This is a genomic window from Thermincola sp. GK-1 (assembly GCF_059412445.1).
This window is the reverse complement of record NZ_JBSQAT010000009.1, coordinates 21,716-46,295: the sequence shown is the minus strand read 5'-3', so window position 1 is coordinate 46,295 and position 24,580 is coordinate 21,716. Positions and strand designations below refer to the sequence as shown.

At 49.5% G+C, this 24,580-nt stretch carries 19 protein-coding genes; all 19 read right to left on the bottom strand.

Features of this window, described 5'->3' with window-relative positions; genetic code table 11:
* Nucleotides 1–101: 101 nt before the first annotated feature.
* The 19 genes from ACSNJE_RS09910 to uvrB all read right to left on the bottom strand — a co-directional run bounded on the left by ACSNJE_RS09910 (nt 102) and on the right by uvrB (nt 24,501).
* Complete coding sequence (locus ACSNJE_RS09910) at nt 102–1,073, bottom strand: MBL fold metallo-hydrolase (protein WP_495252589.1); 972 nt, start codon at nt 1,071–1,073, stop codon at nt 102–104.
* Between the two features lie 19 nt (nt 1,074–1,092).
* On the bottom strand, nt 1,093–2,046 hold the full coding sequence (gene whiA / locus ACSNJE_RS09905; protein WP_013121540.1) for a DNA-binding protein WhiA: 954 nt from the start codon (nt 2,044–2,046) through the stop codon (nt 1,093–1,095).
* Between the two features lie 116 nt (nt 2,047–2,162).
* Nucleotides 2,163–2,684 carry a YhcN/YlaJ family sporulation lipoprotein gene (locus ACSNJE_RS09900; protein ID WP_013121541.1) on the bottom strand — a complete coding sequence of 174 codons (522 nt, stop codon included), beginning with the start codon at nt 2,682–2,684 and terminating at the stop codon, nt 2,163–2,165.
* A gap of 255 nt (nt 2,685–2,939) precedes the next feature.
* The gene (locus ACSNJE_RS09895) at nt 2,940–4,292 is read right to left on the bottom strand and encodes a gluconeogenesis factor YvcK family protein (RefSeq protein WP_495252588.1); all 1,353 of its coding nucleotides are present in this window, start codon (nt 4,290–4,292) and stop codon (nt 2,940–2,942) included.
* The gene (rapZ, locus tag ACSNJE_RS09890) at nt 4,285–5,175 is read right to left on the bottom strand and encodes an RNase adapter RapZ (protein WP_052218981.1); all 891 of its coding nucleotides are present in this window, start codon (nt 5,173–5,175) and stop codon (nt 4,285–4,287) included. The genes ACSNJE_RS09895 and rapZ overlap by 8 nt, the downstream gene beginning before the upstream one ends.
* 64 nt (nt 5,176–5,239) lie before the next feature.
* On the bottom strand, nt 5,240–5,971 hold the full coding sequence (locus ACSNJE_RS09885; protein WP_052218980.1) for a PHP domain-containing protein: 732 nt from the start codon (nt 5,969–5,971) through the stop codon (nt 5,240–5,242).
* Between the two features lie 60 nt (nt 5,972–6,031).
* Nucleotides 6,032–7,006, bottom strand: a complete 975-nt coding sequence (locus ACSNJE_RS09880) for an ROK family protein (protein WP_461569392.1) — start codon at nt 7,004–7,006, stop codon at nt 6,032–6,034.
* Nucleotides 6,996–7,754, bottom strand: a complete 759-nt coding sequence (locus ACSNJE_RS09875) for a phosphatase (RefSeq protein WP_495252587.1) — start codon at nt 7,752–7,754, stop codon at nt 6,996–6,998. The genes ACSNJE_RS09880 and ACSNJE_RS09875 overlap by 11 nt, the downstream gene beginning before the upstream one ends.
* A 64-nt stretch (nt 7,755–7,818) precedes the next feature.
* Nucleotides 7,819–8,892, bottom strand: a complete 1,074-nt coding sequence (locus ACSNJE_RS09870; RefSeq protein ID WP_495252586.1) for a bifunctional phosphoglucose/phosphomannose isomerase — start codon at nt 8,890–8,892, stop codon at nt 7,819–7,821.
* Nucleotides 8,893–8,965: 73 nt separating this feature from the next.
* A complete protein-coding gene (locus ACSNJE_RS09865) occupies nt 8,966–10,945 on the bottom strand; it encodes an amylo-alpha-1,6-glucosidase (protein WP_474773580.1) in 1,980 nt (659 codons plus the stop codon).
* Nucleotides 10,942–12,888 carry a glycoside hydrolase family 15 protein gene (locus ACSNJE_RS09860; RefSeq protein WP_013121549.1) on the bottom strand — a complete coding sequence of 649 codons (1,947 nt, stop codon included), beginning with the start codon at nt 12,886–12,888 and terminating at the stop codon, nt 10,942–10,944. The genes ACSNJE_RS09865 and ACSNJE_RS09860 overlap by 4 nt, the downstream gene beginning before the upstream one ends.
* Before the next feature lie 50 nt (nt 12,889–12,938).
* Nucleotides 12,939–13,841 (bottom strand): glucodextranase DOMON-like domain-containing protein, encoded by a 903-nt coding sequence (locus ACSNJE_RS09855; protein WP_474773581.1) that lies wholly within the window; start codon nt 13,839–13,841, stop codon nt 12,939–12,941.
* Nucleotides 13,842–13,917: 76 nt separating this feature from the next.
* The gene (locus tag ACSNJE_RS09850) at nt 13,918–14,721 is read right to left on the bottom strand and encodes a Cof-type HAD-IIB family hydrolase (protein WP_474659822.1); all 804 of its coding nucleotides are present in this window, start codon (nt 14,719–14,721) and stop codon (nt 13,918–13,920) included.
* Between the two features lie 21 nt (nt 14,722–14,742).
* Entirely contained in the window at nt 14,743–15,087 is a 345-nt protein-coding gene (locus ACSNJE_RS09845; RefSeq protein ID WP_495252585.1) for a phage holin family protein, read from the bottom strand.
* Between the two features lie 123 nt (nt 15,088–15,210).
* Complete coding sequence (locus tag ACSNJE_RS09840) at nt 15,211–15,864, bottom strand: TMEM165/GDT1 family protein (RefSeq protein ID WP_052218971.1); 654 nt, start codon at nt 15,862–15,864, stop codon at nt 15,211–15,213.
* A 276-nt stretch (nt 15,865–16,140) separates the two neighbouring features.
* A complete protein-coding gene (locus tag ACSNJE_RS09835) occupies nt 16,141–17,778 on the bottom strand; it encodes a putative manganese-dependent inorganic diphosphatase (RefSeq protein ID WP_495252584.1) in 1,638 nt (545 codons plus the stop codon).
* Nucleotides 17,779–17,794: 16 nt separating this feature from the next.
* The gene (gene uvrC / locus ACSNJE_RS09830; RefSeq protein ID WP_052218969.1) at nt 17,795–19,654 is read right to left on the bottom strand and encodes an excinuclease ABC subunit UvrC; all 1,860 of its coding nucleotides are present in this window, start codon (nt 19,652–19,654) and stop codon (nt 17,795–17,797) included.
* Nucleotides 19,617–22,478 carry an excinuclease ABC subunit UvrA gene (gene uvrA, locus ACSNJE_RS09825; RefSeq protein WP_495252583.1) on the bottom strand — a complete coding sequence of 954 codons (2,862 nt, stop codon included), beginning with the start codon at nt 22,476–22,478 and terminating at the stop codon, nt 19,617–19,619. The genes uvrC and uvrA overlap by 38 nt, the downstream gene beginning before the upstream one ends.
* Nucleotides 22,471–24,501: an excinuclease ABC subunit UvrB gene (uvrB, locus tag ACSNJE_RS09820; RefSeq protein WP_495252582.1), complete on the bottom strand. Its 2,031-nt coding sequence runs from the start codon at nt 24,499–24,501 to the stop codon at nt 22,471–22,473. The genes uvrA and uvrB overlap by 8 nt, the downstream gene beginning before the upstream one ends.
* Nucleotides 24,502–24,580 lie beyond the last annotated feature (79 nt).

Here is a 24,580-nt window from a genome sequence, read left to right as displayed (position 1 = left end):
CCCCACCTGTGTTGCCGTTTATTCGTATCCGTTAAAAATTAAATACTTTGTTTTATTTTATATTTTTTATATTTTCTGTTTTTTTTACAGAATTCCTACTTTTAAAAATTATCCAATTCAAACTTTTGCAGGTCCCTTGCCGCTATAGTCAGGACACCCGATTCAGTTGTAACATATTGAGCAATCTTATCCCGCAAATCCACCGGATGTACACAGGAGTAGCCAAAATGGGTTATGATGCACATGCGAACCGAAGAGTTCTTTAATAAGTGCGCTAAGCCAATCGCTGTTAAATGTCTATGCATTAACGCATTGTGTGATGTCACATTAGCAATTAATACATCTACTTCCGTAAATACCTTTTTTAAATCTTCCCTGTAATCCTCTATCTCTAAAAGGTCCATTACCGGCCCCCAGCGACCGTATTCTTTGATACCCTCAGGTGTAACGAATGAAGTAATATAATTCGTATCACTCGTATATCCAATTCGCAGCCCACCGGCATCCAAAACAAACCCGTAATTTTCTCCCCCATGGTGTACGGGGATAGGAGTAAGTATTAATTCATTTATGTTAACTTTTTCGTAAGCCTTGAGAATTTGCACCTGCGGACCGCCTTTATAGTAATCCTTGTCACCCAAACCCTGGTGAAAACGGGAAATAAGCCCCTCTGTCAAAACTTTCTGCGGCACCAACAGCAGTCCTCTTTCCCGGGACATGGCCCAACACATACCCTCGATGAGAGATTCCACCCCGGCGTAATGGTCAGTATGACCATGAGAAATGTATATGGCATCCAGGTAACCGGGGTCTACGCCTGCTTCCGCTGCTTTACTGGGCGCCCCCGGACCGGGATCCACATAAATTAAAGACTTGCCCAGTCCCAAAACAAAACCTGCCGTAGCGGGGCATTGGCCGATAGTTGCCTCCGGATTGCCTCCGGTTCCCATAAACCAGATAAACTTACCCCAATCCGCGGCAGGCTGTTCTGACCTGTGTTTCCACCTGGTCCTGGCCTGCATCATGGCATCCAAAGTTAAATTTCTTAATTCCCGGTCAAGCAAACTGATCATGCCTTTCCTTCCCCAGCCTTTAAAAATTTACTTTCTTGCCGGCTTTTAAATCCTCGGCGATACGCTGCAATCGACGAAAACGATGATTTACCCCCGACTTTGAAACTTTGGGGTCTAGCATTTCTCCCAGCTCTTTTAAGCTGCTATCCGGGTACTTCAGCCGTAGTTCAGCTATTTGCTTCAGGTTGGGGGGCAAGTTACCAAGACCCAGGTATTCATCAATCACTTTTATGTTTTCCAATTGGTGTAAAGCCGCATCAACAGTCTTGTTCAGGTTGGCTGTCTCGCAGTTAACCAGCCGGTTTACCTGGTTGCGCATGTCCTTATAAATACGCACGTTTTCGAAATTCAACAAAGCCGAATGGGCCCCCATTAAATTGAGCAGTTTAACAATTTCGTCACTGCCCTTGAGGTAAATGACAAACCAATTTTTGCGCCGGCTGACCTTGGCCGGCAGATGATAGCTGTGCAAAACCGCACAGACAAAGTCGCAAAAATCGGCATCGCTGATTAATATCTCCAGGTGATAAGTTCCTTCGGGATTGTTAACGGAACCACCGCCCAGAAATACTCCCCGTAAAAAGGCCCGCCGGCAGCAATCCTTGGTCAGAAGTGATGCTTTAACTTTATCGGCAAAGTGCCCCTGGCTGTCGATAATACCAATTTCCCGGAGCACCTCCCTGACCCCCTGCTGGGACAATACCCGCACCGTATAAACATTATTCTTTTTCAGGCGCTGCTTTTTGCGCACCAGTATCTCCGTCTGCACACCAAATACCGATTTCAGGTAGGCAAAAACCTTCCTGGCCACCGCGGCATTTTCCGATAGGATATGCAGGGACATTTTATGGTTGCCGCTTATTTGGATTAACCCGTCAAGTTTTATAATAGCGGCAAGTTCTGCCAACTGGCAGCACCTTTTCACAGCCTTTATGCGGGCCAGTTCGTTTTTGGTAGTGGTAGAAAAGGACATATGCCGCACTCCCTTGGGACATTCTGCCTTTATTATAACATAATTTCTTTCGATGCTAAACCTGCACATCAATAAAGGCCAAATGTATGTATATACACCTGGCCTTTGTTCACCGTCTATAAAGCTGGCCGGTTAGGGGTTCTTTGCCCCGATGGAGCCAGCCTGTTAATCATTTCCGATATCTCATCCAAAAATTCCGTAATCGGCTTGCCCTGTCTGACCCCGGCAGAAATTTCCCTGATTCTGGCTAACATGTCCGGGTCGGCCGTAACATAGGCTTTCACAATCCGGCGATCAGCCTCAACTACCCGGGTGACTTTCGCTTTAATGGTATCGGTCCCTTTTTCCTGTTTGGCCCCCTGAATATTCAACCCTACCAGGGCGACATTACCGACAACGACCACATAAGCCTTTTTCACGCCCGGCACTGTATCTGCCTTGGTCTCCAGGTCATTGACAGCATCCCTGGTTTCTTCCGGCGTCCTCGGCGCAGTGGGACCAGGGGCCGGCGTGGGCGAAGGAGCCCTGTTGGCGTCGGGAGGCAAGGGCTTCCTTTGAGCGGTACAACCGCCTAAAACAGAGAAAGCCAAAATCCCGGAAAGTACAAAAGCTATGATTTTCTTTCTTGTATCTTGCATACCAAAATTACACCTCCTGTGGTTTGTCAATCCTATTTTTCCACAGGAGGTAAAATTTATTCCACACCGCTGACCTGTTTTTTACGTATTCAACTTTCCGGTGGCAAACCCGTTACCTGTCGTTTTGGAGGGTCTGTTCTTCCTTGAATTATTTTAATAAATATTTCTACTAATAATTCCTGGTTCAATTGGGTTCCTTTGATGCCTTCCAAAATGTTAATGGCTTTTTCAGGCATACCCTTCCGGTATGGACGGTCACTGGTCAGTAGATACACCTTTACCTGGTTCAGACCTTGAGACAGCCGCCTGAACTATTTCATGCTTCCTGGCCGGTTGAATTTTCTCGGCCAGTTTAATAACTACCCTGGCTAATTTCTCGGGGTCATGCCTGACTAAATCCGATTCAAAAACCAGGTTTTCAGGGATAACTTTTACCCCCAGTTTTTCTATTTCTTTAATATCAGGCCGTACAGGCACAGCGCCGTCTTCCCTGTATTTTTTAAGAAGCTTTCTGGGTACATCCTGTACATTGATGATGGCATACTGAATCAGGTTGGAACCGGCATGCTCCTGTATCGCCCTGACATGCTCGGAAGCTGAAAAACCATCGGTTTCACCGGGTTGCGTCATAATATTACATGCATATACTGTTACGGCCGGAGATGCCGCAATAGCATCTGCTACCCCGCGCACCAAAAGGTTCGGTATAATGCTGGTATAAAGACTTCCCGGGCCAAGAACGATTATGTCAGCTTCGGCAATTGCTTCCAGCGCTCCCGGCAGTGGTTCGCAATCGGCGGGACGTAAAAACACCCGTTTAATTTTCTTGCCCGTGCGCGGTATCCGGGACTCGCCTTCAACCACAGTCCCATCCATAAATTCCGCGCATAAAGCCACATGTTTCAAGGTAACAGGCAAAACCCGGCCCCTGATAGCCAAAACCTTACCCATTTCCTGAATTGCCGTCTCAAAATTACCAGCTATTTGGGTCATCCCTGCTATAAGCAAATTGCCAAGGCTGTGGCCGCTTAGCCCATTAGCATTTTTAAAACGGTGCTGGAACAGGTCTTCCATCAGGCTTTCTCTGTCTGCCAGGGCCACCAGGCAGTTACGGATATCTCCCGGCGGTAGGATTCCCAGCTCGCCCCTGAGCTGCCCGGAGCTTCCCCCGTCGTCAGCTACCGTTACTATCGCCGTGATATTCCTGGTATATTTTTTCAGGCCCCGCAGCAAAACAGAGAGGCCTGTACCGCCCCCGATGACTACAATGCGCGGCCCGCGTTCCAATTGATGAGTTTCATAAATGATATCAACCAGCCGGTTTTCTTTATCGGGCGCCAGAACCCTGGCAATTGACTTGATTGTTTTGCGGAAACCCAGCGCCAGAATGAAAAACCCTGCTGCACATATCCAGAGACCCGCGTATTTTATATCAACCTTGCCCTGGAAAAGGCCTGCCAGGATGTCATAAACGTAACGGGTAAAGTAGCTGAATTCCCGGTAAAAAATCAGTGTCAGTCCCAGCCCCAGTATAGCCAACCCTGTGCAGGCCAGAAAGAGCCACCTTTTAACGTACATGCCCGGATAAAGCCATTTAAGCCTATACATTTTCCCTGACTCCCGAAGAATTTTTGTCTATATCCCGGTGTCGGACAACAACATAATTCCGGTCACTCTGTAACATGGCGCCAAGTTTGTTGGCCAAAGTGACGGACCGGTGCTGGCCGCCGGTGCAGCCTATGGCAATTACCAAACTGGTCTTGCCTTCCTTGATATAGTGCGGAATCAAAAACTTAATCAGCCCGTAATACTTTCTTAAAAACGTTCGGCTGATAGGGGAATCCATAACATAGTCCTGAACTTCCTTATCATCGCCGGTTAGCGGCCGCAAACTGTCCACGTAGTAAGGGTTTGGCAGAAATCGTACATCCATAACCAAATCGGCATCCATGGGAAGACCGTATTTGAAGCCGAATGAAAGAACCGTAATTTTTAACGCTGCTTCTTCCCGGGCCGTGGAAAACAGAGCAATGATTTCTTCTTTTAACTGTTTATTGCTTAAGTTGGAAGTATCAATTATTTTATGGGCCCGGCCCCTTAATTCTTCCAACCGTTTTCTTTCCTCATGTATCCCTTCCAAAACCCGGCCGTGGGGCCGCAGCGGGTGAGGGCGCCTTGATTCCTTAAACCGCCTGACCAGTGTTTCATCAGAGGCTTCCAGAAACAGGATTTCGTATTTAATACCGATCCTGTCGAGGTTCTCCAGGCTCTCATTGATGCTGTCAAAAAATCCGCCACCCCGGATATCCACTACCAATGCTATTTTATTTATCTTGCCTTCCGATTGTGCACAAAGCTCCGCAAACTTAGCAATCAAGGTGGGGGGTAGGTTGTCTACACAAAAATAACCCAGATCCTCCAGGCACCAGATAGCCTGAGTTTTTCCCGCTCCGGACAGGCCGGTAACTATCACCAGTTTAGTATCCTTCATCTCACTGTCACCCTTTCTTTCAATATTCTAAAGTTCGCCAAAATGTGCGGTTCTCCTTCTGTTATTACCTGGCGTTAGTTACCCGGTCAACGGGCACATTAAACCTGTCCAGAACCAGTCTACCATCCAACAACCGCCCCACGGTATCCGGAAAGTGGGCGTCACTGTTAACAACAAAATTAACCCCTGCCGGCAGGGCCTTTACCACCAACTCATGTTTGTTATATTTATGGCCGGTGTTGATTTCCAGGGCAGTATCCCGTGCCGCGCAATGTCTGCTCAGCTCCTCTATGTCTACGGGCATCTTTAAACCGGGATGGCTTATGCAAAAAACTTTATGTTTGTGGATGCATTCGATTAAAGCCTTGGTATTGTTGACTTTTACCTTTTCGCGGATACTTTGGCTCACCGGCGCCAGTTGATTGCCCGCCACAATGCTCAGGAAATCGGCCGGGGACTTTCCCCAAACAAAAGGATGCAGGCCGACAATCAGGAAATCCAGTTTCCTGACAATATTATCGGGGATGTCTATTGCCCCGTCCAGACCTGTAATATTAGCTTCTGCCCCGCATAAGATTTTCAGTTCCGGGATTTTTAAACGGACTGCTTCAATTTCTTCCTTTATTTCCAGGTAAGTGTCGGCATTTTTTACGCCTACACCGATATTGGCAGGTCCATGGTCAGTTATGCCTAATACTTCAAGCCCTTTTTCCTTAGCGGCCCGGGCATTTTCCTCTATGGTGCCGCCGCCGTCGCTGTACACTGTATGTGTGTGGTAATCGGCAAAAAATTCCATAAAAACACCCCGCTTTATTATGTGAATAGCGAGGTTCGTTAATGCATAAGCCAATAAAATTTACACATATAAACCGTACCCCTGCCTTTGTAAGGCAACGGCAGCAGCCCCTACGCTACCGGCATCATTGCCCAAAGCGGCAGGAACAATCCTAACAGAGGGCCAGAGAGCCGGTAAAGCATTTTGCTCAGCATATTTGCAAAGAGGTATAAATAAAAGGTCTCCCGCCTTGGAAACACCTCCGCCTATTATCACCAGTTCGGGGTTAAAAATGTTTATTAGGCTACCCACGCCTATTCCCAGATAATAAGCAGTCTCATCCACCACCCTGGTCGCTACAGGGTCGCCTTTCGCTACCGCATCAAATACATTCCTGACAGTAAAATCAACAGTTTCCGCCAGCAAAGATGCTGTTCCCCCGGCCAGCGCAGCTTTAGCCCTTTTAATTATGGCCGGTGCAGCGGCTAAAGCTTCCAGACATCCTTTATTCCCGCAACTGCAGAGCGGCCCCCCGGGCTGAATAACCATATGGCCTATTTCTCCGGCACCGGAAGAAGCCCCTCTGTAAAGCCGGCCGTTGATGATTATGCCGCCTCCTATTCCTGTGCCAATGGTCATCATGATCATATTCTCGGCCTGTTGGCCTGCACCGCACCATTTTTCGCCAAGGGCCGCAGCCGTTGCATCGTTCTCCAGGAAAAGAGGCAAGGGTATGTGCTTCTTTACCATTTCCAGTATGTACACATTATGCCACCCGAGGTTACCTGACCTGATTACACAGCCGGTACGGCCATCAATCTGCCCCGGCGAACCTATGCCCATACCGATGACCATATCCATAGACACACCTGCCTGTTTCTGCAGATCCCGGGCCAGGCCCGCCATTCTTGTCGCTACGGCCTCGGCGCCTTCCGCCGCCAGGGTGGGGATTTCTTTTTTGGCCAGCATTTTGCCACGCCTGTTGAAAAGAGCCCCCTTGATAAATGTTCCGCCAAGGTCAATGCCAATAACGTACTGCTCTTTGTTACCGGCCATATGAAATGCCCCCCCGCTCCTTAACCTGCTTTCTGACCCGCCTTCTGCCGGCCAGATATTGGGTAATCTTGTCTACCGATGTATTTATAACCTGTTCTTCTTTTATACCCGCTTTCAAGAGCAATTCCACGGCCCGGTCGAATCTGCCCACGTCGGCTGCCCAGTGGGCATCGCTGCCCACGAAAACAGGTCCGCCGGAAGAAGCCAGTAGTTCGGCGATATAACTGCAGTTGGGAGCGCTGCCCTGCCTGCTGCCGCACAGGGAACTGTTATTTATTTCCAGGGCCACCCCTGCCCTGGCTGCTTCTTTGACTATCTTCTCGTATACAACGGTAAACTGGGGATTGCCAGGATGGACAATTATGTCCGCCAAGGGATTCCTAATTGTATTTATGAGCGCTTCCGTATATGCCTCTTTGCTTGCCGCCGGGAAACAGTCCGGGTGAAAGCCGGCCAAAACCACATCCAGCTTTTCCAGATAATTTTGTCCTAAATCCAGGTTCCCCTGACGGTCCATAATATTGGCTTCTACTCCTTTTAACAGGCGTACTCCCTTTACTTCTTCAGGCAGGACACGCAGGTTGCCGAAATGGTAAGGATGGGGCCCGCCTGGCATAGCGGGCCCGTGGTCCGTAATTGCTATCAACTGCAGTTGTTTCGCGCGGGCAGCCTCAATGATTTCAGCAACGGTGCTGTAAGCATGACCGCTTCCTACGGAATGGATATGCAAATCACCCACTAACCGCATTTGTAAAACCCCCAGACAATATAACCGGAAAATTTATTTGTTCTGTCTGTACAACCGGAAAATTTTATTCCTCAGCCAGTTTTTGCTTCAGGAAATCAATCATCTTTACCGGCGTCGGGTCAATACCATACAAGGTGGCCAGGTATACACTCATGTAATCGCCGGTATAGGTCAGGGAAAAAGTCCTGGCCAGGCTTGAATTTCCCGAGGAATAGACCTCTGTAACGCCACTTACGGCATCTTTGATAATAGTCTTGCTGATTTCTATCCGTTTCTGCACCCTGGGGTGGTCTGCCCGGTCGCGAAGAATAACCACTTCCAACTGTTTTAAAACGTTCTCCGGTTTTTCAAAACCAACAATTTCGTTGTGGTTTAATTCAGGCAATACCGCCCAGTATGCCGGGGCCTTGGCATTTTCGTTAATCTGGCCCTTCCAGCGCTGCGCCACCACTTCGGTAGTACCGCTAACACCCCATATAACCGGCAGCCTGTTATAAAACCTCGTGGCCAGTTGTTTGGCCAGGTTCTGCTCGACGGGAACAGCAGGTTTTAAGTGTTCCCGTAACACCCGCAGGTGCCCGGTCAAATCTTTGATCTCATCGCCGGCATCGGGAAGTAGACCTATCTTTGCCATGATCACAATAGTTGGTATAAGCAGGTACCCGGTGGCAGCCCGCGGAGATATGCCCCCCGGCACCTTGATTACAGGATACCCGTCGGCCTCGGCCAATTGGCCCAGTTTCCCCCCGGTCGTCAGGACAATGATTTTAGCCCCTTTTTCCTTGGCCTGGGCATAAGCGCTCAGGGTTTCTTCCGTATTACCGGAATAACTGACGGCAAACAAAAGGGTACTTGCGTCAACAAAAGCAGGCAGGGTATAATCCCTGTTCACGATGACCGGGACAGCGGCTTTGTCACCGGCATATACTCTTAATAAATCGCCGCCAATGGCTGATCCGCCAAGCCCGGTAACCATGACGTTTTTTATTTCCGTCGCGGTAAAATTTACGTCTATGGCCTGGGCAATTCTTTCTGCTTCCTCACATTGTTCCGGGAGGTTCCACAAGGCTTTGAGCATACCGCCGGGATCGTTGCCCGCAATCAATGCCTCCTGGTTTAAATCCACCCCATTTGTCATCTGGATTCCTCCTTTGGTAACCGACATCTTTTTTTCTCGTTACAGTGCCCTGTAACGGTGAAATAACCGTTGCTCATGATTGACCTTTCTGACCGGCTTCCAGCACGTCTTCTACATAGGCTCGCAGTACCTCAGCCACTCCCCACGCCTGGGAAAAGCAGCCTTTCGGCCGGAACGGCGGATCACCGTCAAAAATTTCTGATATTGAACCGAGTCCATGTTCCCGCAAGTGAGCTTTGAAGGGAAGGATAAACTGCTGGGCCACTTCCCTGCTCTGAGCCGAATAATCATTGACTTTCCGGTAGGCGGTAATAAAATGCCCGATGAGCCAGCTCCACCCGGTACCCTGGTGGTAGGCGGCATCCCTGGCTACCACGTCTCCCTCATAAACCCCCTTATAACCTGGAAAGCCGGGCGCCAGGCTGCGCAGACCATAGGAGCAATACAGCCGCCTCCAAACCGTTTTTACCACCGCTGCTTCCCTGGAATGGTCCAGTAGAGAAAAGGGCAGTGAAACGGCAAAAATTTGGTTGGGCCGTATGGCCGCGTCTTTATAATCTCCTTTTACCACGTCATACAGGTATTTACCCTCCTCGTTCCAAAAGACCTGCACAAAGTTTTTACGGACTTTATTCGATAGCGATGAGTAATCCCTGGCCTCTTCCCCGTATTTCCTGGCTAATAAAGCTGTAACCTGCAGGGCGTTAAACCAGAGGGCATTTATCTCCACCGGTTTGCCTTCCCGCGGGGTAACTACCCAGTCTCCCACTTTTGCGTCCATCCAGGTCAACTGCGTTCCTTCCGTACCTGCGGCAATAAGTCCGTCGTCATCCATGTGAATATTAAAATGAGTACCTTTCTGATAATGATCTATTATCTCTTTTAAAACAGGGAAGATCGTATCCCTGACAAACTCATCGTCCCCCGTATATTGCAAGTATTTATAAACGGCGAAAAAAAACCATAGCGGGGCATCCACCGTATTATACAAAGGTTCCATCCCTTCATCGGGAAACATATTAGGTATCAGCCCATCTTTGCAATATTTGGCGAAGGTACGCAGGATTTCCTTTGCTTCCTCAAAACGGCGCGTGACCAGCGTCAGGCCGGGCAGGGCGATCATAGCATCCCGGCCCCAGTCCGTAAACCACGGGTAACCCGCAATAATAGTCTTGGCCTGTGTCGATTGCCTGTGTACAATAAAAGAATCGGCAGCAAGGACCAGCCGGGCGGCAAATTCGTCATGATAGCCCGCCTTCTCCACCAATTGGGCCAGCCTTTTCTCAGCCTCTACCTGTTTTAGCAGGGGATTCGATATTTCTTTCTCCTCCGTGGAAGCAATAATGCTTACACTGTCTCCGTTCTTCAGGTTGACAAGAAAACTGCCGGGCATATAATGGTCTTCCCAGGGATCCAATCCCCGCCGGCTTTCAGTACGGTAAAAAATATTCTCAAACCAGTAACCAGGGCCCTTTGCATAAAAAGCGCGGTCCGAATACAGGTGCAGCCGGGGTGCCCCCGGATAAGCCTCGATGAATGTGCCGTTTTGCCTGGTGACCTGATGAAAGGGCCAATCATTTTTGCGCACCGTGTGGTGATAATGCCGGCAATTCACAAAGGGGGTAATTTTCAGGGTAAAGTCTGTATCGTCAGGGCAGAAAACAGAGTACCTTACCACCGTTGTATTGGACCCATAAACCATAAAAATATACTTTTCCAGCATTACATCCTCTACCACATAAGTAAAGTGCGGAAACGGGTTCAGTTCAAAGGTTTGGATATATTTGAACCCCGTAGGGTAAACCCCTGTTGCCGTCTCATTGGCCCCCAACTGATAGGATTTCCCGCGCAGCAACACTTCTTCTTCCAGTTTGGCCAGGAGCAGCGTTCTTTCCCCTGGCGGGCGTAAGGCCGCAAAAAGCAGGCCATGGTATTTACTGTTATTGGCGCCGATAATTGTGCCGGCAGCAAACCCGCCAAGGCCATTGGTTACAATCCAGTTCTTGTAAATACCTCTTTCTACATTTCCCGCTTCAATCCTGCCAAAAATCATGGCTTTTCCTCCCTGTTCCCGCTATCCAGAAATTCTAAAACCGCCAATATAAACATGGCATGGGACCAGCTTAAAGGAATTATCCAGGCCGGCCGGCCGGAATTGCGGTCTACCTGTTCAGGCAGTAACCCTGTTTCCGTCCGGTGGTTAATTGCCCAGCGCAAAAACAGTTTGGCCTGTTCCCGGCGCTGCGCGCGGATCATATAAATAGCCAGCCACAGCGTAGTGTTTACCCACGGGTTGCCGCCAATGTAATGATCGTTTTCGTACCTTTTGATGCCGCCGGTCCGCGGACAGGTCAGTACCCGTTCAATCCAGTCCACCGTATGTTTTATCTTTTCGTCTACAGGGGAGAAAACCTCAAAGGGGTAAACCAGACCTAACAGGCTGGCATCTGTCAAATCATCTTTCCAGATCTGGAAAACTTCGTAACCTTTCTCCCTTTTGAAAGTGGCAACCCAGTTACCCTGCTGCCGGTGGTACTCGTATTCTCCACGGTCAACAGTTTTTTTGACGGTACGTATAAAGGATTTTTTTTCCTGGTCCCATAAATACTTTACTATTCCATGGGCTATATTGAGAGCGGTTTTGTGCCAATTATCAGCTTCCTGGTCATAGCCCAACTTTCTGGCCATATCAGCCGCTCCCATAAGCCCCCCGTAAACAGCGGCAGCGGAGTAGGCATGTTCACCGAGCCGTTCTTCCCATAAATCAAAACTGGGCAACGGCAGGGCCGTTTCCCGGTCAACGAACGAAGATAAAAAGACCGCGCCCTTAAAAACCGTTGGCCACAACTCCCTGAGAAAATCCATGTCTTCATAAACCAGAACATACTGCCATATACCCCACAGCACGGCGCCCGTCTGGTCAACCTGTTTTCCCCAGCCAGGAGCCAGATTCCCCTCTGTGTCATAGCGCTGGTACCAGTCTCCCTCGGGCAGTTGGGTCCGGGCCGCCCAACGGTAAAACCTGGCGGCAATGTCCCCGTAACCGGCCCTGGCCATCGCATCAGCCACAAAGACACAATCCCGCGGCCAGCAGTACCCGTACCCGCCCGATTTTATGTACTTTTCATCCATTTCAGGGGCTGCGATTATACCGCCGTTCTCCCTGTCACACAGGAGCCCACCGACCAACAAAGACCTTTTATATAAAGCATTCAAATCGGCATCATCAGTATGAACCTGCCTGCCCCTGGCCAAAAAAGCGGTCCAATAGTGCTTGGTAGCCGCAAACAATTGACGGTAACCCTGCTGCCGTGCCCACTGCAATTTATGCCCCGTCTCCGCCCATGTTTTTCCCGGGCAGAAAAACAGGGTCAATTCGGTTTTCTGGCCTTTTTCCAGACTGCCCAAATCCCATACCTGGCACCCTTCTGGGCTCATATTCAGCACAGCCCCGTGCAAATATCCGTCATGGGCATCGTCCAGCGCGCCGGCGCCGGCCTGAAATCCGTTATTGGCCCTGTCTCCGCCGACTAGGAAATAGTAACCGCGCCCGTAATAAAGCAGGGCATCATACTCGGCTGCGTACAGGACCCCGTTTCCGTAAGGGTTGTTTTGAAAATTGAAGGCGGCAAAACAGACAAACCTGGCAGGTAGCGCCCCATCAGAAAGGTTGCCTATCTCAAAATGCCGTACCAGCACATCGCGTTCAGGCTCCACAAAATCTACTACCCTGACCTGAACCAGCCCGTCATGGCTTTGCAATAAAGTTTCCACAACATTGGTATCTTCACAATATGATTGTTCATGCCGCCACAATCCGGGGTCAGTCAACCACCGCATTGCACCGTGCATGAAAATACCCGCAAAACTGTTCTGCAGATGTTGGTAATTATCAATATGGGGCCAGAAAATCCGGTAAAGTTCCGTATTTCTGCCCAGGGTGGCCAGCATCCTGCCATTGCCGATGACCGAACTGATCAGATACGGCTTTTCCATCAAAGGTTACCACCTACCAGCAACGCGTTTAAGCATTTGTTCGCTTGAAATCATAAACTGACGTCATATTTAACAAAAAGGCCTTCCATGTATTCGAGGAAATTTTCCCACCAGGAGGGCCGGACCTGCGGAGGCCCTACCGGGTAAAGCATAGCCAGCCTGCCCCTGCCGGGATCAAAGCTTTTGAGCATTTTCTCCTGTGTATGGAGCCCTTTTTTCGGCGCCAGGATATCGATTACATTCGGATTCAGGGGACTGTTTTGGCCTCCTCCGAAATTCCACTGGGTTACCTGCGCCATCACCTGTCTGTAATTATCAGGTCCGGAACCATCCTGAGAACCTACCAGAACATAATAGGCCCATTTTTCCGGTTGGCCGGCAATGTATTTTTTGGGCACCGTAACCCGGATGGTCTGCTTATCGGGCTGCAATTTAGCCGTAACCCCTACTGATTTCCCATCTGACGTTTCGTAATCCGTTGAAGAATATACTGCTGTCTTGCCAAAGCTGACGACCTTAATCAGCGAAGTCCAGGGATATTGAGGGCTGAACTGTACATTTGCGCCCTGTTTAAAAGTTTCAATCCTACCGTTTTCTGACCCGTCGGCAATGTATATCTGGATTATCTGGTGGCTGAACCCTTCGGCAGCTCCCCAGGGATTTGTTATCCTGCCTAATTTTATATCGAAAAAATATTTATCTTCTTTGGCAGACACGGTAAATTTTAACAGGTCAAAGTGCCCTGATTTAGGGTCAAAGATAGAATCTGTAGGGTATTTATAAGAACCTGGACCATAATCATCACGCGCCGGATCCGCCATTTCGAAAATCACGCGCTGGGCATGATACCTTTTTGCGGTGAGGCCGTGCAGTATGTACCCCGCTCCCGTTAATATGCCGGCAATAACAAGAAAAAGAGACGCCGTAAAAATAACTTTAGATTTTTTAGCCATGACAGCCCTCCGCTCCTTAAGTCCCGCTCCCTAAATTATGTCAGTCAGTTGTTCTCCCCCAAAAAATATTTCCCTTTTAATTATCCTGCAGTAAAAACTTTTCGATAACATGGGCAACGCCATCGGCTTCGTTATCCAGGGTAACATAGTCAGCTACCTTCTTGACTTCATCCCTGGCATTACCCATCACGACACCCAGACCGGCATATTCGATCATGTCCAGGTCATTGTAACTGTCGCCCACAGCAATCATTTCTTCCCTGGCAATGCCGAAAATCCGCCCCAGTTCTTCCAGGGCGCCGCCTTTATTGGCTTGCGGATGCATGAACTCGAGGAAATGGGGTTTCGATTTGGTAACATATAGCCTACCGGCAAACTTCTCCCGACATTCTGTAAGAAGTTTATCCAGATGAGCCGGCTCTCCGATAAATAACAGTTTGGTCGGATCAGCGGTTAAAAATCTACGCAAGTCACCGACAGGATTCAGCTCTACCCGTGCCAGATTAGCATACCCGATACCTTCTTCAGTTATGCCATCGACAAAAAGGGTATCGTTCAGGTAGACATTTATATGTATTCCGCGGGCATAGCCGATATGCAAAACTTCCTGGGCCAGTTCCAACGGAACAGGTCTTTCCACCAGCACCTGCCCCGTATCGGCAGTTTTCACCAGGGCCCCCTGGTAAGATATAATCGGATGATGAAGACCTAATTCCTGGGCAAAAGGTAAAGCGGATTTAAACATCCGCCCCGTAGAAATAATCACCAGCTTGTTTCTTTTTACCGCCTCAGTAATGGCCCTTTTATTGGCCCGGGATATCGTCAGGTCGTCCCTTAGCAACGTATCATCCAAGTCTATTGCAATTAATTGATAACCCAATGTAATTACCTCCGTTTACGGTTAATGGTCACGGACCAGGGCTGAGAGAAATCCGCTGATAATGGTTAACAACAGAGAGCCGACCAAAGCGGCGAAAAACCCTTCTACCACGAAACCGTCTACCACGACGGAAACCAGCTTGAACATAAGAGCGTTCACTACAAAGGTAAACAGACCTAAGGTAAGGAAATTCAAAGGCAGTGTAAAGAACAAAATTATCGGTCTGATGACGGCGTTTACGATACCCAAAACCAGCGCCGCCACCAGCGCAGACCCAAAACCGGAGATCATAACGCCGTCAAGCAGGTATGCAGTAATAAACAAAGCCAGCGCATTAAAGAACCAACGCAGAGCCAAACCTTTCATAACCCCACCCCCTTTTCAAGGTAATTAAGGTATTGGCTTGCAATTCCATTATACTACAAAGAAACATTTTTACCCAAAAAGTTTAGACTTTTTTTTACAAAGTTTTTATGTAAAATTTTCTTGCTAATTTTCCCCTGTCTCCGGCCTTTTGTTTATATATGCCAGATAAACTATTACAATTATTGATACCGCTGCCAGCAGGCCTATTCTCAAACCCGGTTGGATAATATACCGGTAAATGCCGACATACCCAAACAGGACAAAAACTCCTGCCGAAAAAGCCTTGACCGCTTTTTCAGGAATACGTTTGCCTAAAACTACACCCACCAGTATACCTATGACATTGGAAATCATCATCCCCATTGTTGTCCCCGCCAGAACCCACCAAAGCGAATGGTACTTGGCCGCCAGCGCAATGCTGGCCAACTGGGTTTTATCCCCCATCTCGGCCAGAAAGAAGGCAATGGTTACGGTCCAAAAGGGGTTAAAGTAGTGCTTTTCATCTTCTCCTTCCAGCTTGTCCCCCCTGATAGTCCATAAACCGAAAAAGACAAAGGACACGGCGGCGGCAACCTGTATGTAATTTAATGGAATAACGGTGGTCAAATAGTTGCCCAGCGCCACCGCCAAAAAATGATTGGCCAGAGTAGCCACGAAAACACCTAACAGGACTGTACCGGCTTTAAACCTGGTGGCAAAGGCCATCCCCAGCAGTTGGGTTTTATCGCCCATCTCTGCCAGCACTACGAAAATCACTGAAGCCCACATGGCATCCATTTCAGCTATCCCTCCGTTAATTTAAATTAATCAGGGCAGTGGTTTGAAAAATTACGCTTTATAGCTGGATTACATAAAACAAAAGACCTTTGCGCACGCCAAAAGCGCGCCAAAGGTCTCGTTTAACAGAAATCTGCCGGTAATGCCAGGCCCCGCCGGCCAGTCTGTTGACATTACCCTGCGAAACTACGCGAAACTACTCCCCAGAGGCTTGAGTATATCCCTTTGCCATTTATTTATATAATACTTTATTTCTGTCCTTTGCGCAACAGAATTTTATTGTTGAAAATGTTTTATCAGGGGAGGAACCACCTGCTTTTTTCTTGATAACACGCCGGGAAGATAAGCCACCCTTTCCCTAACCTCTGCCTGGTAAGCTTCCCCAACCAGTTCCGGGTTGGGTCCGCTGATTAAAAGGTAGGTGGCTTCTTCTATCAAATCTGTAACCATCAGCAACACATAATCAGCTCCCTCGGATTTGCGGACCCCCTCCATTTCCTGTAGGAGGCTCTCTTTTAATTCGTCCATACCTTCAAGTCCCAGCACACTTACCTGGCCAATACCGAACTGCAGGTCGCCCACCAGAAATTTTTTATAGTCACTGGCCACAATTTCCCGCGGACTGCGGCCGATAAGAGATGAAGTCTTTTTAAACATGGTTATGCCGAACTGCACAGGGTCAATACCGGCCAGTTTGCCAAGCATAGCCGCCATATCGCGATCCACCTGTGTACAGGTGGGCGATTTGAAGACCACCGTATCCGACAATATACCGGCGCAAAGAATACCGGCAATTTCGAGGCTGGGTTCCATACCGTGTTCCAGGTAGGCCTTGGCAATAAGCGTACAGGTAGAGCCCACAGGCTCATTTCTGAAAAGAATGGGTTCTCCCGTCTGTATGCCGCCAACCCGGTGGTGGTCCACTACTTCTAGAATTTGGGCCTCTTCGGCCCCTTCCACAGCCTGACTCAGCTCGTTATGGTCCACCAGAATCACCGGCTTTTTGCTAAACCCAAGCAGGTGATAACGGGCAATTTCGCCTACTACCCTGTTCTGTTCGTCCACGACAGGGTAATTCCTGAACCGGGTATTGAGCATCACTTTCCTCACTTCATCCAACAGGTCATCTTCCTGAAAAACCACCAAGTCTGTAGTATGCATAATAGCGCCCACGGGAATGCTCATCAACAGCATCCGGGCAGTTGTGAAAGTATCCATGGGCACACCTATTACCGTAGCGCCCCTTTGCACGGCTTCTTCTCTGACGGCAGGGCTTAATGCAGCTCCCCCCGTCAAAATGAGGCATGCGGCCCCTTTTTTCAGCGCAGCCAGTTGGATTTTTTCGCGGTCACCCACAATCAGTATGCAGTCAGGACAAAGGTACTTTTCCATAGTCTCCGTTTCCATGGCACCGATAAGCCCTGTTCCGTTCAATTCCTGAGCCGGATTGCCAACCAACAGGGTCCCTGACAGAGTTTGCACTACGTTACTGACCGTAGCGCAAATATGGCCCAGGTCTTTTTCTCCCAGGTCAGCCAGGTATTTGTCGGCAAAATCGCCAACTGTAACCAGTCCCAACAAATGGTTGCCTTCATCTACAACAGGCAACGTTTTTATTTTCCGTGCACGCATCAACTTCCATGCTTCCCATACGGGAATATCAGGCCGGACAACGGTACAACCCCCGTTACCGTTCACCAGGTCTCTGGCCCGGGTATATAAATCAGGCAACAGCCTCGGAACCTCCACCTTGAAATAATCAAGCACAAATCTGGTTTCCTCATTTATTGCCCCTGCACGGCAGGGAATAGCCGGATACCCCAGCCGCTGCTTCAGTTTGGCATAAGCAATGGCAGCACAAATAGAATCGGTATCCGGGTTTTTATGGCCAACAACATAAATAGCCTTTGTCATTCCAGTTCTCCTCTCCCTATTTATCGTGATGATGCAGGTACTCCCAAACCTGCTCCGCCAACGCTTCACTAATGCCTTCAACTTCCGCGATTTCCGCTGCGCTGGCCTTGAGCAGCTTTTCAAAAGACCTGAAATGCTGAATAATCGCTTTTCTCCTTTTCACGCCAATTCCCGGTATATCGTCAAGTATTGATTTCAGGCTGTGTTTACCCCGCAGATGGCGGTGGTAGGTAATGGCAAAGCGGTGAGCTTCATCCCTGATCCGCTGCAGCAAATAAAGGGACTCCGAATTGCGGGGCAGGACAATGGGGTCTGCCCTGTCCTCGGCAAAAAGCAGTTCCTCCTCCTTGGCGAGACCAAAAGTTGGTATAAAACCGTAACCCAGGTTAATCATAACTTCCCGGGCCGCATTCAACTGCCCTTTACCCCCGTCGATTATTACCAGGTCTGGTATTTTGGCAAACTTGGCCTTGGCCGGTTCAAGCATGCCCTCCTCTATCGCCTCAAATTCTTCCCTGGCTTTGCCAAACCTGCGCCCGATTACTTCCTGCATACTGGCAAAGTCATTGGGGCCTTCCACAGTTTTTATTTTAAACCGACGGTACTCGCTGTTCTTAGGCTCGCCATCCTGAAAAACGACCATGGAACCCACAGATTCGCGTCCCTGGGTATTGGATATATCATAACACTCGATTCGCCTGGGGACCCGGGGTAAATCAAGGTATTCCTCCAGGCCCAGGAGAGCACCCTCCGTTCGCGCTCTGGATTTCTCCATTTCCAGCCTGTGCCGGGCCAGTTCTTCACGGGCATTTTTCTCCACCAGTTCCACCAGTTTAGCCTTATCTCCCCGCTGCGGCACCTTGACCTGAACCTTATTTCCCCTTCGCTCGGTCAACCACTTTTCAATTAAAGAAATCTCCGCAGGCCTGACAGAACAAAGGATTTCTTTCGGGACGTACTCTACCTGCAGGTAATACTGTTTAATAAAATCTCCCAAAATCTCGGCAGAAGGGTCGTCACCCACTCCTTCGAGAATATAATGTTCCCGGCCAAGCAGTTTGCCGCTCCGGACAAAAAAGACGCTGGCGCAGCAGTCCTCGCCTTCCCTGGCCAGACCGATAAAATCCTGGTCTGTCAGATCAGCCACTACAACCTTCTGTTTTTCCACAATTGCCCGCAAGGCCTTGGCCTGATCCCTGTATAGAGCCGCCCTTTCATACTCCATCTGCTCCGCGGCTTTCGTCATTTTGGCCTCAATTTGCTTAATCAGTTCTTCCTGGCGCCCTTCCAGGAAAAGAACTATCTCGTTGACCATATCCCGGTAGTCCTTGACGCTGATTTGATTATTACAGGGTCCCAGGCATTTTTTAATATGGTAATTCAGGCATGGCCGCGCATTCCGGTCCACATTCTTTTTTTTGCAGGACCGCAGGGGGAAAACCTGCTTAAGGACCCTTAAAGTCTCGTGCACGGCTCCGGCATTTGTGTAAGGGCCGTAATACCTGGCGCCGTCGCGCACCACCCGCCGAGTCATGAAAAGCCGCGGAAATTCCTCATCAACGGTTAGTTTCAGATAGGGATAGCTTTTGTCATCCTTCAGGCGGACGTTGTACCTGGGCCGGTGCTTTTTGATCAGATTACATTCCAGAATCAGCGCCTCGATCTCCGAATCGGTGAGAATATATTCGAAATCCTCCACCTGCGCTACCATACTGCGTACTTTGGGAGAATGGGCCCGGCTGGACTGGAAGTAAGACCTGACCCTGTTTTTTAAGGAAACAGCTTTGCCGACGTAGATGATATCTCCGTCGGCATTCTTCATCAGGTATACGCCGGGTTTATCCGGTAACAGTCTCAACTTGTCCTGAATATCCATTCCCTTCACGCTCCAGCACTTTCTTGAGGAAATGTCCGGTATAGGATTCGGATACAGCCGCCACCTCTTCCGGCGTTCCCTGCGCCACTACCCTCCCGCCCCGGTCGCCGCCTTCCGGCCCCAGGTCTATGATATAGTCGGCTGTCTTGATAACATCCAGGTTATGTTCAATAACCAGCACCGTATCCCCGGCTTCCACAAGGCATTCCAAAACACGCAGCAGTCTGTCAATATCGGCAATATGCAAACCGGTGGTTGGCTCGTCTAAAATATACAGGGTTTTCCCGTTACTCCGGCGGCTCAGTTCCGTAGCCAGCTTGACCCTCTGCGCTTCACCGCCTGACAGGGTCGTTGCCGGCTGGCCGAGGCGAATATAACCAAGCCCCACATCCTGTAAAGTTTTCAGCTTCCGGTAAATCCTGGGGATATTTTTGAAGAATTCCGCTGCTTCATCCACTATCATATCCAAAACATCAGCAATGTTTTTTCCTTTGTAGCGCACTTCCAGCGTTTCCCGGTTGTACCTCTTACCCTTGCAGACTTCGCAGGGCACATATACGTCAGGCAGGAAATGCATTTCAATCTTGATAATACCGTCCCCTTTGCAGGCTTCACACCGGCCACCGCGCACGTTAAAACTGAACCGGCCGGGCTTGTACCCCCTGGTTTTGGCCTCAGGTGTCTGGGAAAACAGTTCCCTGATACCATCAAAGACCCCTGTATAAGTAGCCGGGTTGGAACGCGGCGTCCGGCCAATGGGGGACTGGTCAATATCAATCACCTTGTCAAGGTGTTCCAAACCCTTGATGTCCCGGTGCGCCCCCGGTTTCGTTTTGCTGCCGTGGAGTTCCAGGGCCAGACGTTTGTATAATATTTCATTGACCAGTGTACTTTTGCCGGACCCTGACACGCCGGTGACACAGTTAAAGACACCCAGCGGAATACGGACATCTATATTTTTCAGGTTATGCTCCGAAGCTCCCCTGATCTCCAGCCATTTGCCGTTGGGTTTACGCCTGAACAAAGGCACAGGAATCTTTTTGCGGCCGCTTAGGTACTGGCCGGTTATGGACTTGTCTGACTTTTTGATCTCGTCAATGGGACCGGCAGCAACAACCTCCCCACCGTTGGCTCCGGCGCCGGGACCTATGTCAATTATATAATCAGCGGCATACATAGTATCTTCGTCATGCTCAACCACAATAAGGGTATTGCCCAGGTCCCTGAGCCTCTTCAGGGTATTAATGAGACGTTCGTTATCCCGCTGATGTAAACCGATACTGGGTTCATCCAGGATATAGAGAACTCCTACCAATCCAGAACCTATTTGCGTGGCCAGCCGGATTCTCTGGGACTCCCCACCCGATAGAGTACCGGCAGAGCGGTCCAGGGTAAGGTAGTCTAACCCCACATTGACCAGGAACTTCAGTCTCTCACGTATTTCTTTCAGGACCTGCCGGGCAATGACCTGTTCCCTTTCGGTCATCTGCAGCCTGTTAAAAAATTCAAGGGCTTCCGCCACGGAAAGCCTGGTCACGTCGTAGATTGACCTGCCGGCAATCTTGACGGCCAGCGACTCTTTCTTGAGCCTGGCCCCTCCACATTCCGGACAGGGGGAAGTACTCATGTATTCTTCAATTTCTTCCCTGGCCCAATCAGAAGTAGTCTCGCGGTAACGCCGGGCCAGGTTGTTAATAACACCTTCAAAAGACGTGTTGAACCTGTGGTCACGCCCCTCTTTGGCAAACCTCATTTCTATGGGGCGTCCACCGGTACCGTATAAAACGATATGAACCTGCTCCGGGGTCAACCTGTCAAAAGGGGTATCCATGGAAAACCCGTAGGCCCGGGCTACAGCCGCCAGGGCCTGGGTATAGTACCCGTTAGGTGTACGGCTCCAGGGCACTATAGCCCCCTCTGCCAGTGATTTGGATTTGTCGGGCACGACCAGGTCCGGATCAATCTCCATTTTGAAACCCAACCCACTGCAGGCAGGGCAAGCCCCGTAAGGGTTGTTAAAAGAAAACATCCGCGGAGCAATTTCCGCCAGGCTTATGCCGCAGTCCACACAGGCAAAATTCTGGCTGAAGGTAATTTCCTGCTGATCAATTACATCCACTACAACAATCCCGCCGGACAGGCCTAACGCCAATTCCAGAGAATCGGCCAGACGCCTTTCGATTTCCGGCTTGATAATGACCCTGTCCACTACCACCTCAATGGTATGTTTCTTATTTTTATCCAGCTTTATCTCTTCGGAAAGGTCCCTGATTTCCCCGTCAACCCGCACCCGTACGTAACCCTGTTTCCGGATGTCCTCAAACACCTTTACATATTCGCCTTTACGCCCCCGCACCAGGGGAGCCAGAATTTGCACCTTGGTCCGTTCCGGAAACTGCATCAAACGATCCACCATTTGGTCCACCGTCTGTTGGGCGATGGGCTGTCCACATTCCGGACAATGCGGATGCCCGACCCGGGCAAAGAGAAGACGCAGGTAATCGTATATTTCAGTGACAGTGCCGACCGTTGAACGCGGGTTCCGGCCGGTTGTCTTCTGGTCTATGGAAATGGCCGGGGAAAGACCTTCAATATAATCCACATCAGGTTTGTCCATCTGCCCCAAAAACTGGCGGGCATATGCCGACAGTGATTCCACATACCTCCTCTGCCCCTCGGCATAAATGGTATCAAAAGCCAGGGAGGATTTCCCCGAACCGGAAAGCCCGGTAACAACAACAAACTTATCCCTGGGAATTTCTACATCTATATTCTTCAGGTTGTGTACCCGGGCGCCTTTTACAATTATCTTGTCTTTAGCCATTTTTTAGCGCCTCCAGTGCAAGATCGTTTTTCGGTTTGGCTATGCCGCGCAGTTCGCCCCTGAGTTCAATAAGCAGGTCTCGCAGTTCGGCAGCTTTCTCAAATTCCAGGCGTCTGGCGGCAGTCTGCATCTCTTTTTCTATCTGGGTAATCAATTTGCGCAAATCCTTCTTGGACATCTTGGCCATATTTCTACCGGCTACGTATTTTTCCGTCGGCTCAGCCACCTTTAGGGTAGCTTCGATCACATCCCGCACGGCTTTCTTGACAGTTTGCGGCGTAATGTTGTGCGCTTTGTTATAATCCATCTGGATTTTGCGCCGGCGGTTTGTCTCGTCGATGGCTTTTTTCATTGACTGAGTAATGGTATCAGCATACATAATGACCTTGCCTTCCGCGTTGCGGGCAGCCCGTCCGATGGTCTGAATGAGGGAACGTTCCGAACGCAGGTAACCCTCTTTATCAGCATCAAGAATGGCGACCAGGCTGACTTCGGGCAAATCAAGGCCTTCCCGCAGGAGGTTGATGCCAACCAAAACATCAAAAACACCGAGCCGCAGGTCTCTGAGGATTTCCATCCTTTCCAGGGTCTTGATGTCAGAGTGCAGGTACCTTACTTTTATGCCTACCTCTTTCAGGTAGTCCGTGAGGTCTTCCGCCATTTTCTTAGTCAGGGTGGTGATTAACACCCGTTCGTTTTTCTCCAACCGGGCATGGATTTCCGTCAACAGGTCGTCTATCTGTCCCTTTGTGGGCCGCACCTGAATTTCCGGGTCAACGAGGCCCGTAGGCCGGATAATCTGTTCGACCACCCGCGCGCTGTGTTCCTGTTCATAGGGGCCGGGAGTCGCCGAAACATAGACTACCTGGTTGATATGTTTTTCAAATTCCCCAAATGTTAACGGCCGGTTGTCATAAGCAGAAGGCAGGCGGAAACCATGTTCTATTAAAGCGCTTTTCCTGGACCGGTCGCCTTCGTACATACCCCCGATCTGGGGTACGGTAACATGGCTTTCATCTATAATCATCAGGAAATCATTGGGGAAATAATCCAACAGGGTATAGGGGGGTTCCCCCGGGGCCCGGCCTGTTATATGCCGGGAGTAGTTCTCTATCCCGGAACAGTACCCCATTTCCCGCATCATTTCAATGTCAAAATTGGTTCTCTGCTCCAACCGCTGAGCTTCCAAAAGTTTGCCCTGACTGCGGAGCTCATTTAACCGCTGTTCCAGTTCCGCCTCGATATCCCGAATAGCCCGCTCCAGGTTTTCCTGGGAAGTAGCGAAGTGACTGGCAGGATAAATGGAAATATGGTTGCGTTCCCCCAGGATTTCACCGGTCAGGGTATCAACTTCCACTATACGGTCGATTTCATCACCAAAAAACTCTATTCTTACTGCTCTTTCCGTATAAGAAGCAGGAAATATCTCCACCACGTCACCGCGGACCCGGAATTTCCCGCGGATGAAATTGATGTCGTTCCTCTCGTATTGGATGTCAACCAGCCTGCGTAGCAACCTGTCCCTGTCCATGGCGCTCCCCCGGCGGATGGAAACAACCAGGTTTTTGTAATCCTCCGGCGAACCCAGACCGTAAATGCAGGACACGCTGGCCACTATAATGACATCGCGCCGTTCAAAAAGGGCTGCTGTTGCCGAATGGCGCAGTTTATCTATTTCTTCGTTGATGGAGGCATCTTTTTCAATATAGGTATCCGTTTGCGGTATATAAGCCTCAGGCTGGTAATAATCATAGTAGCTCACAAAATATTCAACGGCGTTTTCCGGAAAAAACTCTTTAAACTCACTGCACAATTGGGCAGCCAAAGTCTTGTTATGGGCAATCACCAGAGTAGGTTTATTAACCTGGGCAATCACATTGGCCATGGTGAAGGTCTTGCCTGAACCGGTGACCCCCAGCAGCGTCTGGTGCCGGAGGCCGGCGTTAATCCCTTCCACAATTTCTCTGATGGCCTTTGGCTGATCCCCTTTCGGTTTGTATTCCGAAACCAGCTTAAACTCCATTTTTTCTTCCTCCCAAACCATTAAACCATACCTGCCTAATCATTATATCACACCGGTTTCCAACAATACAAAGGCCACC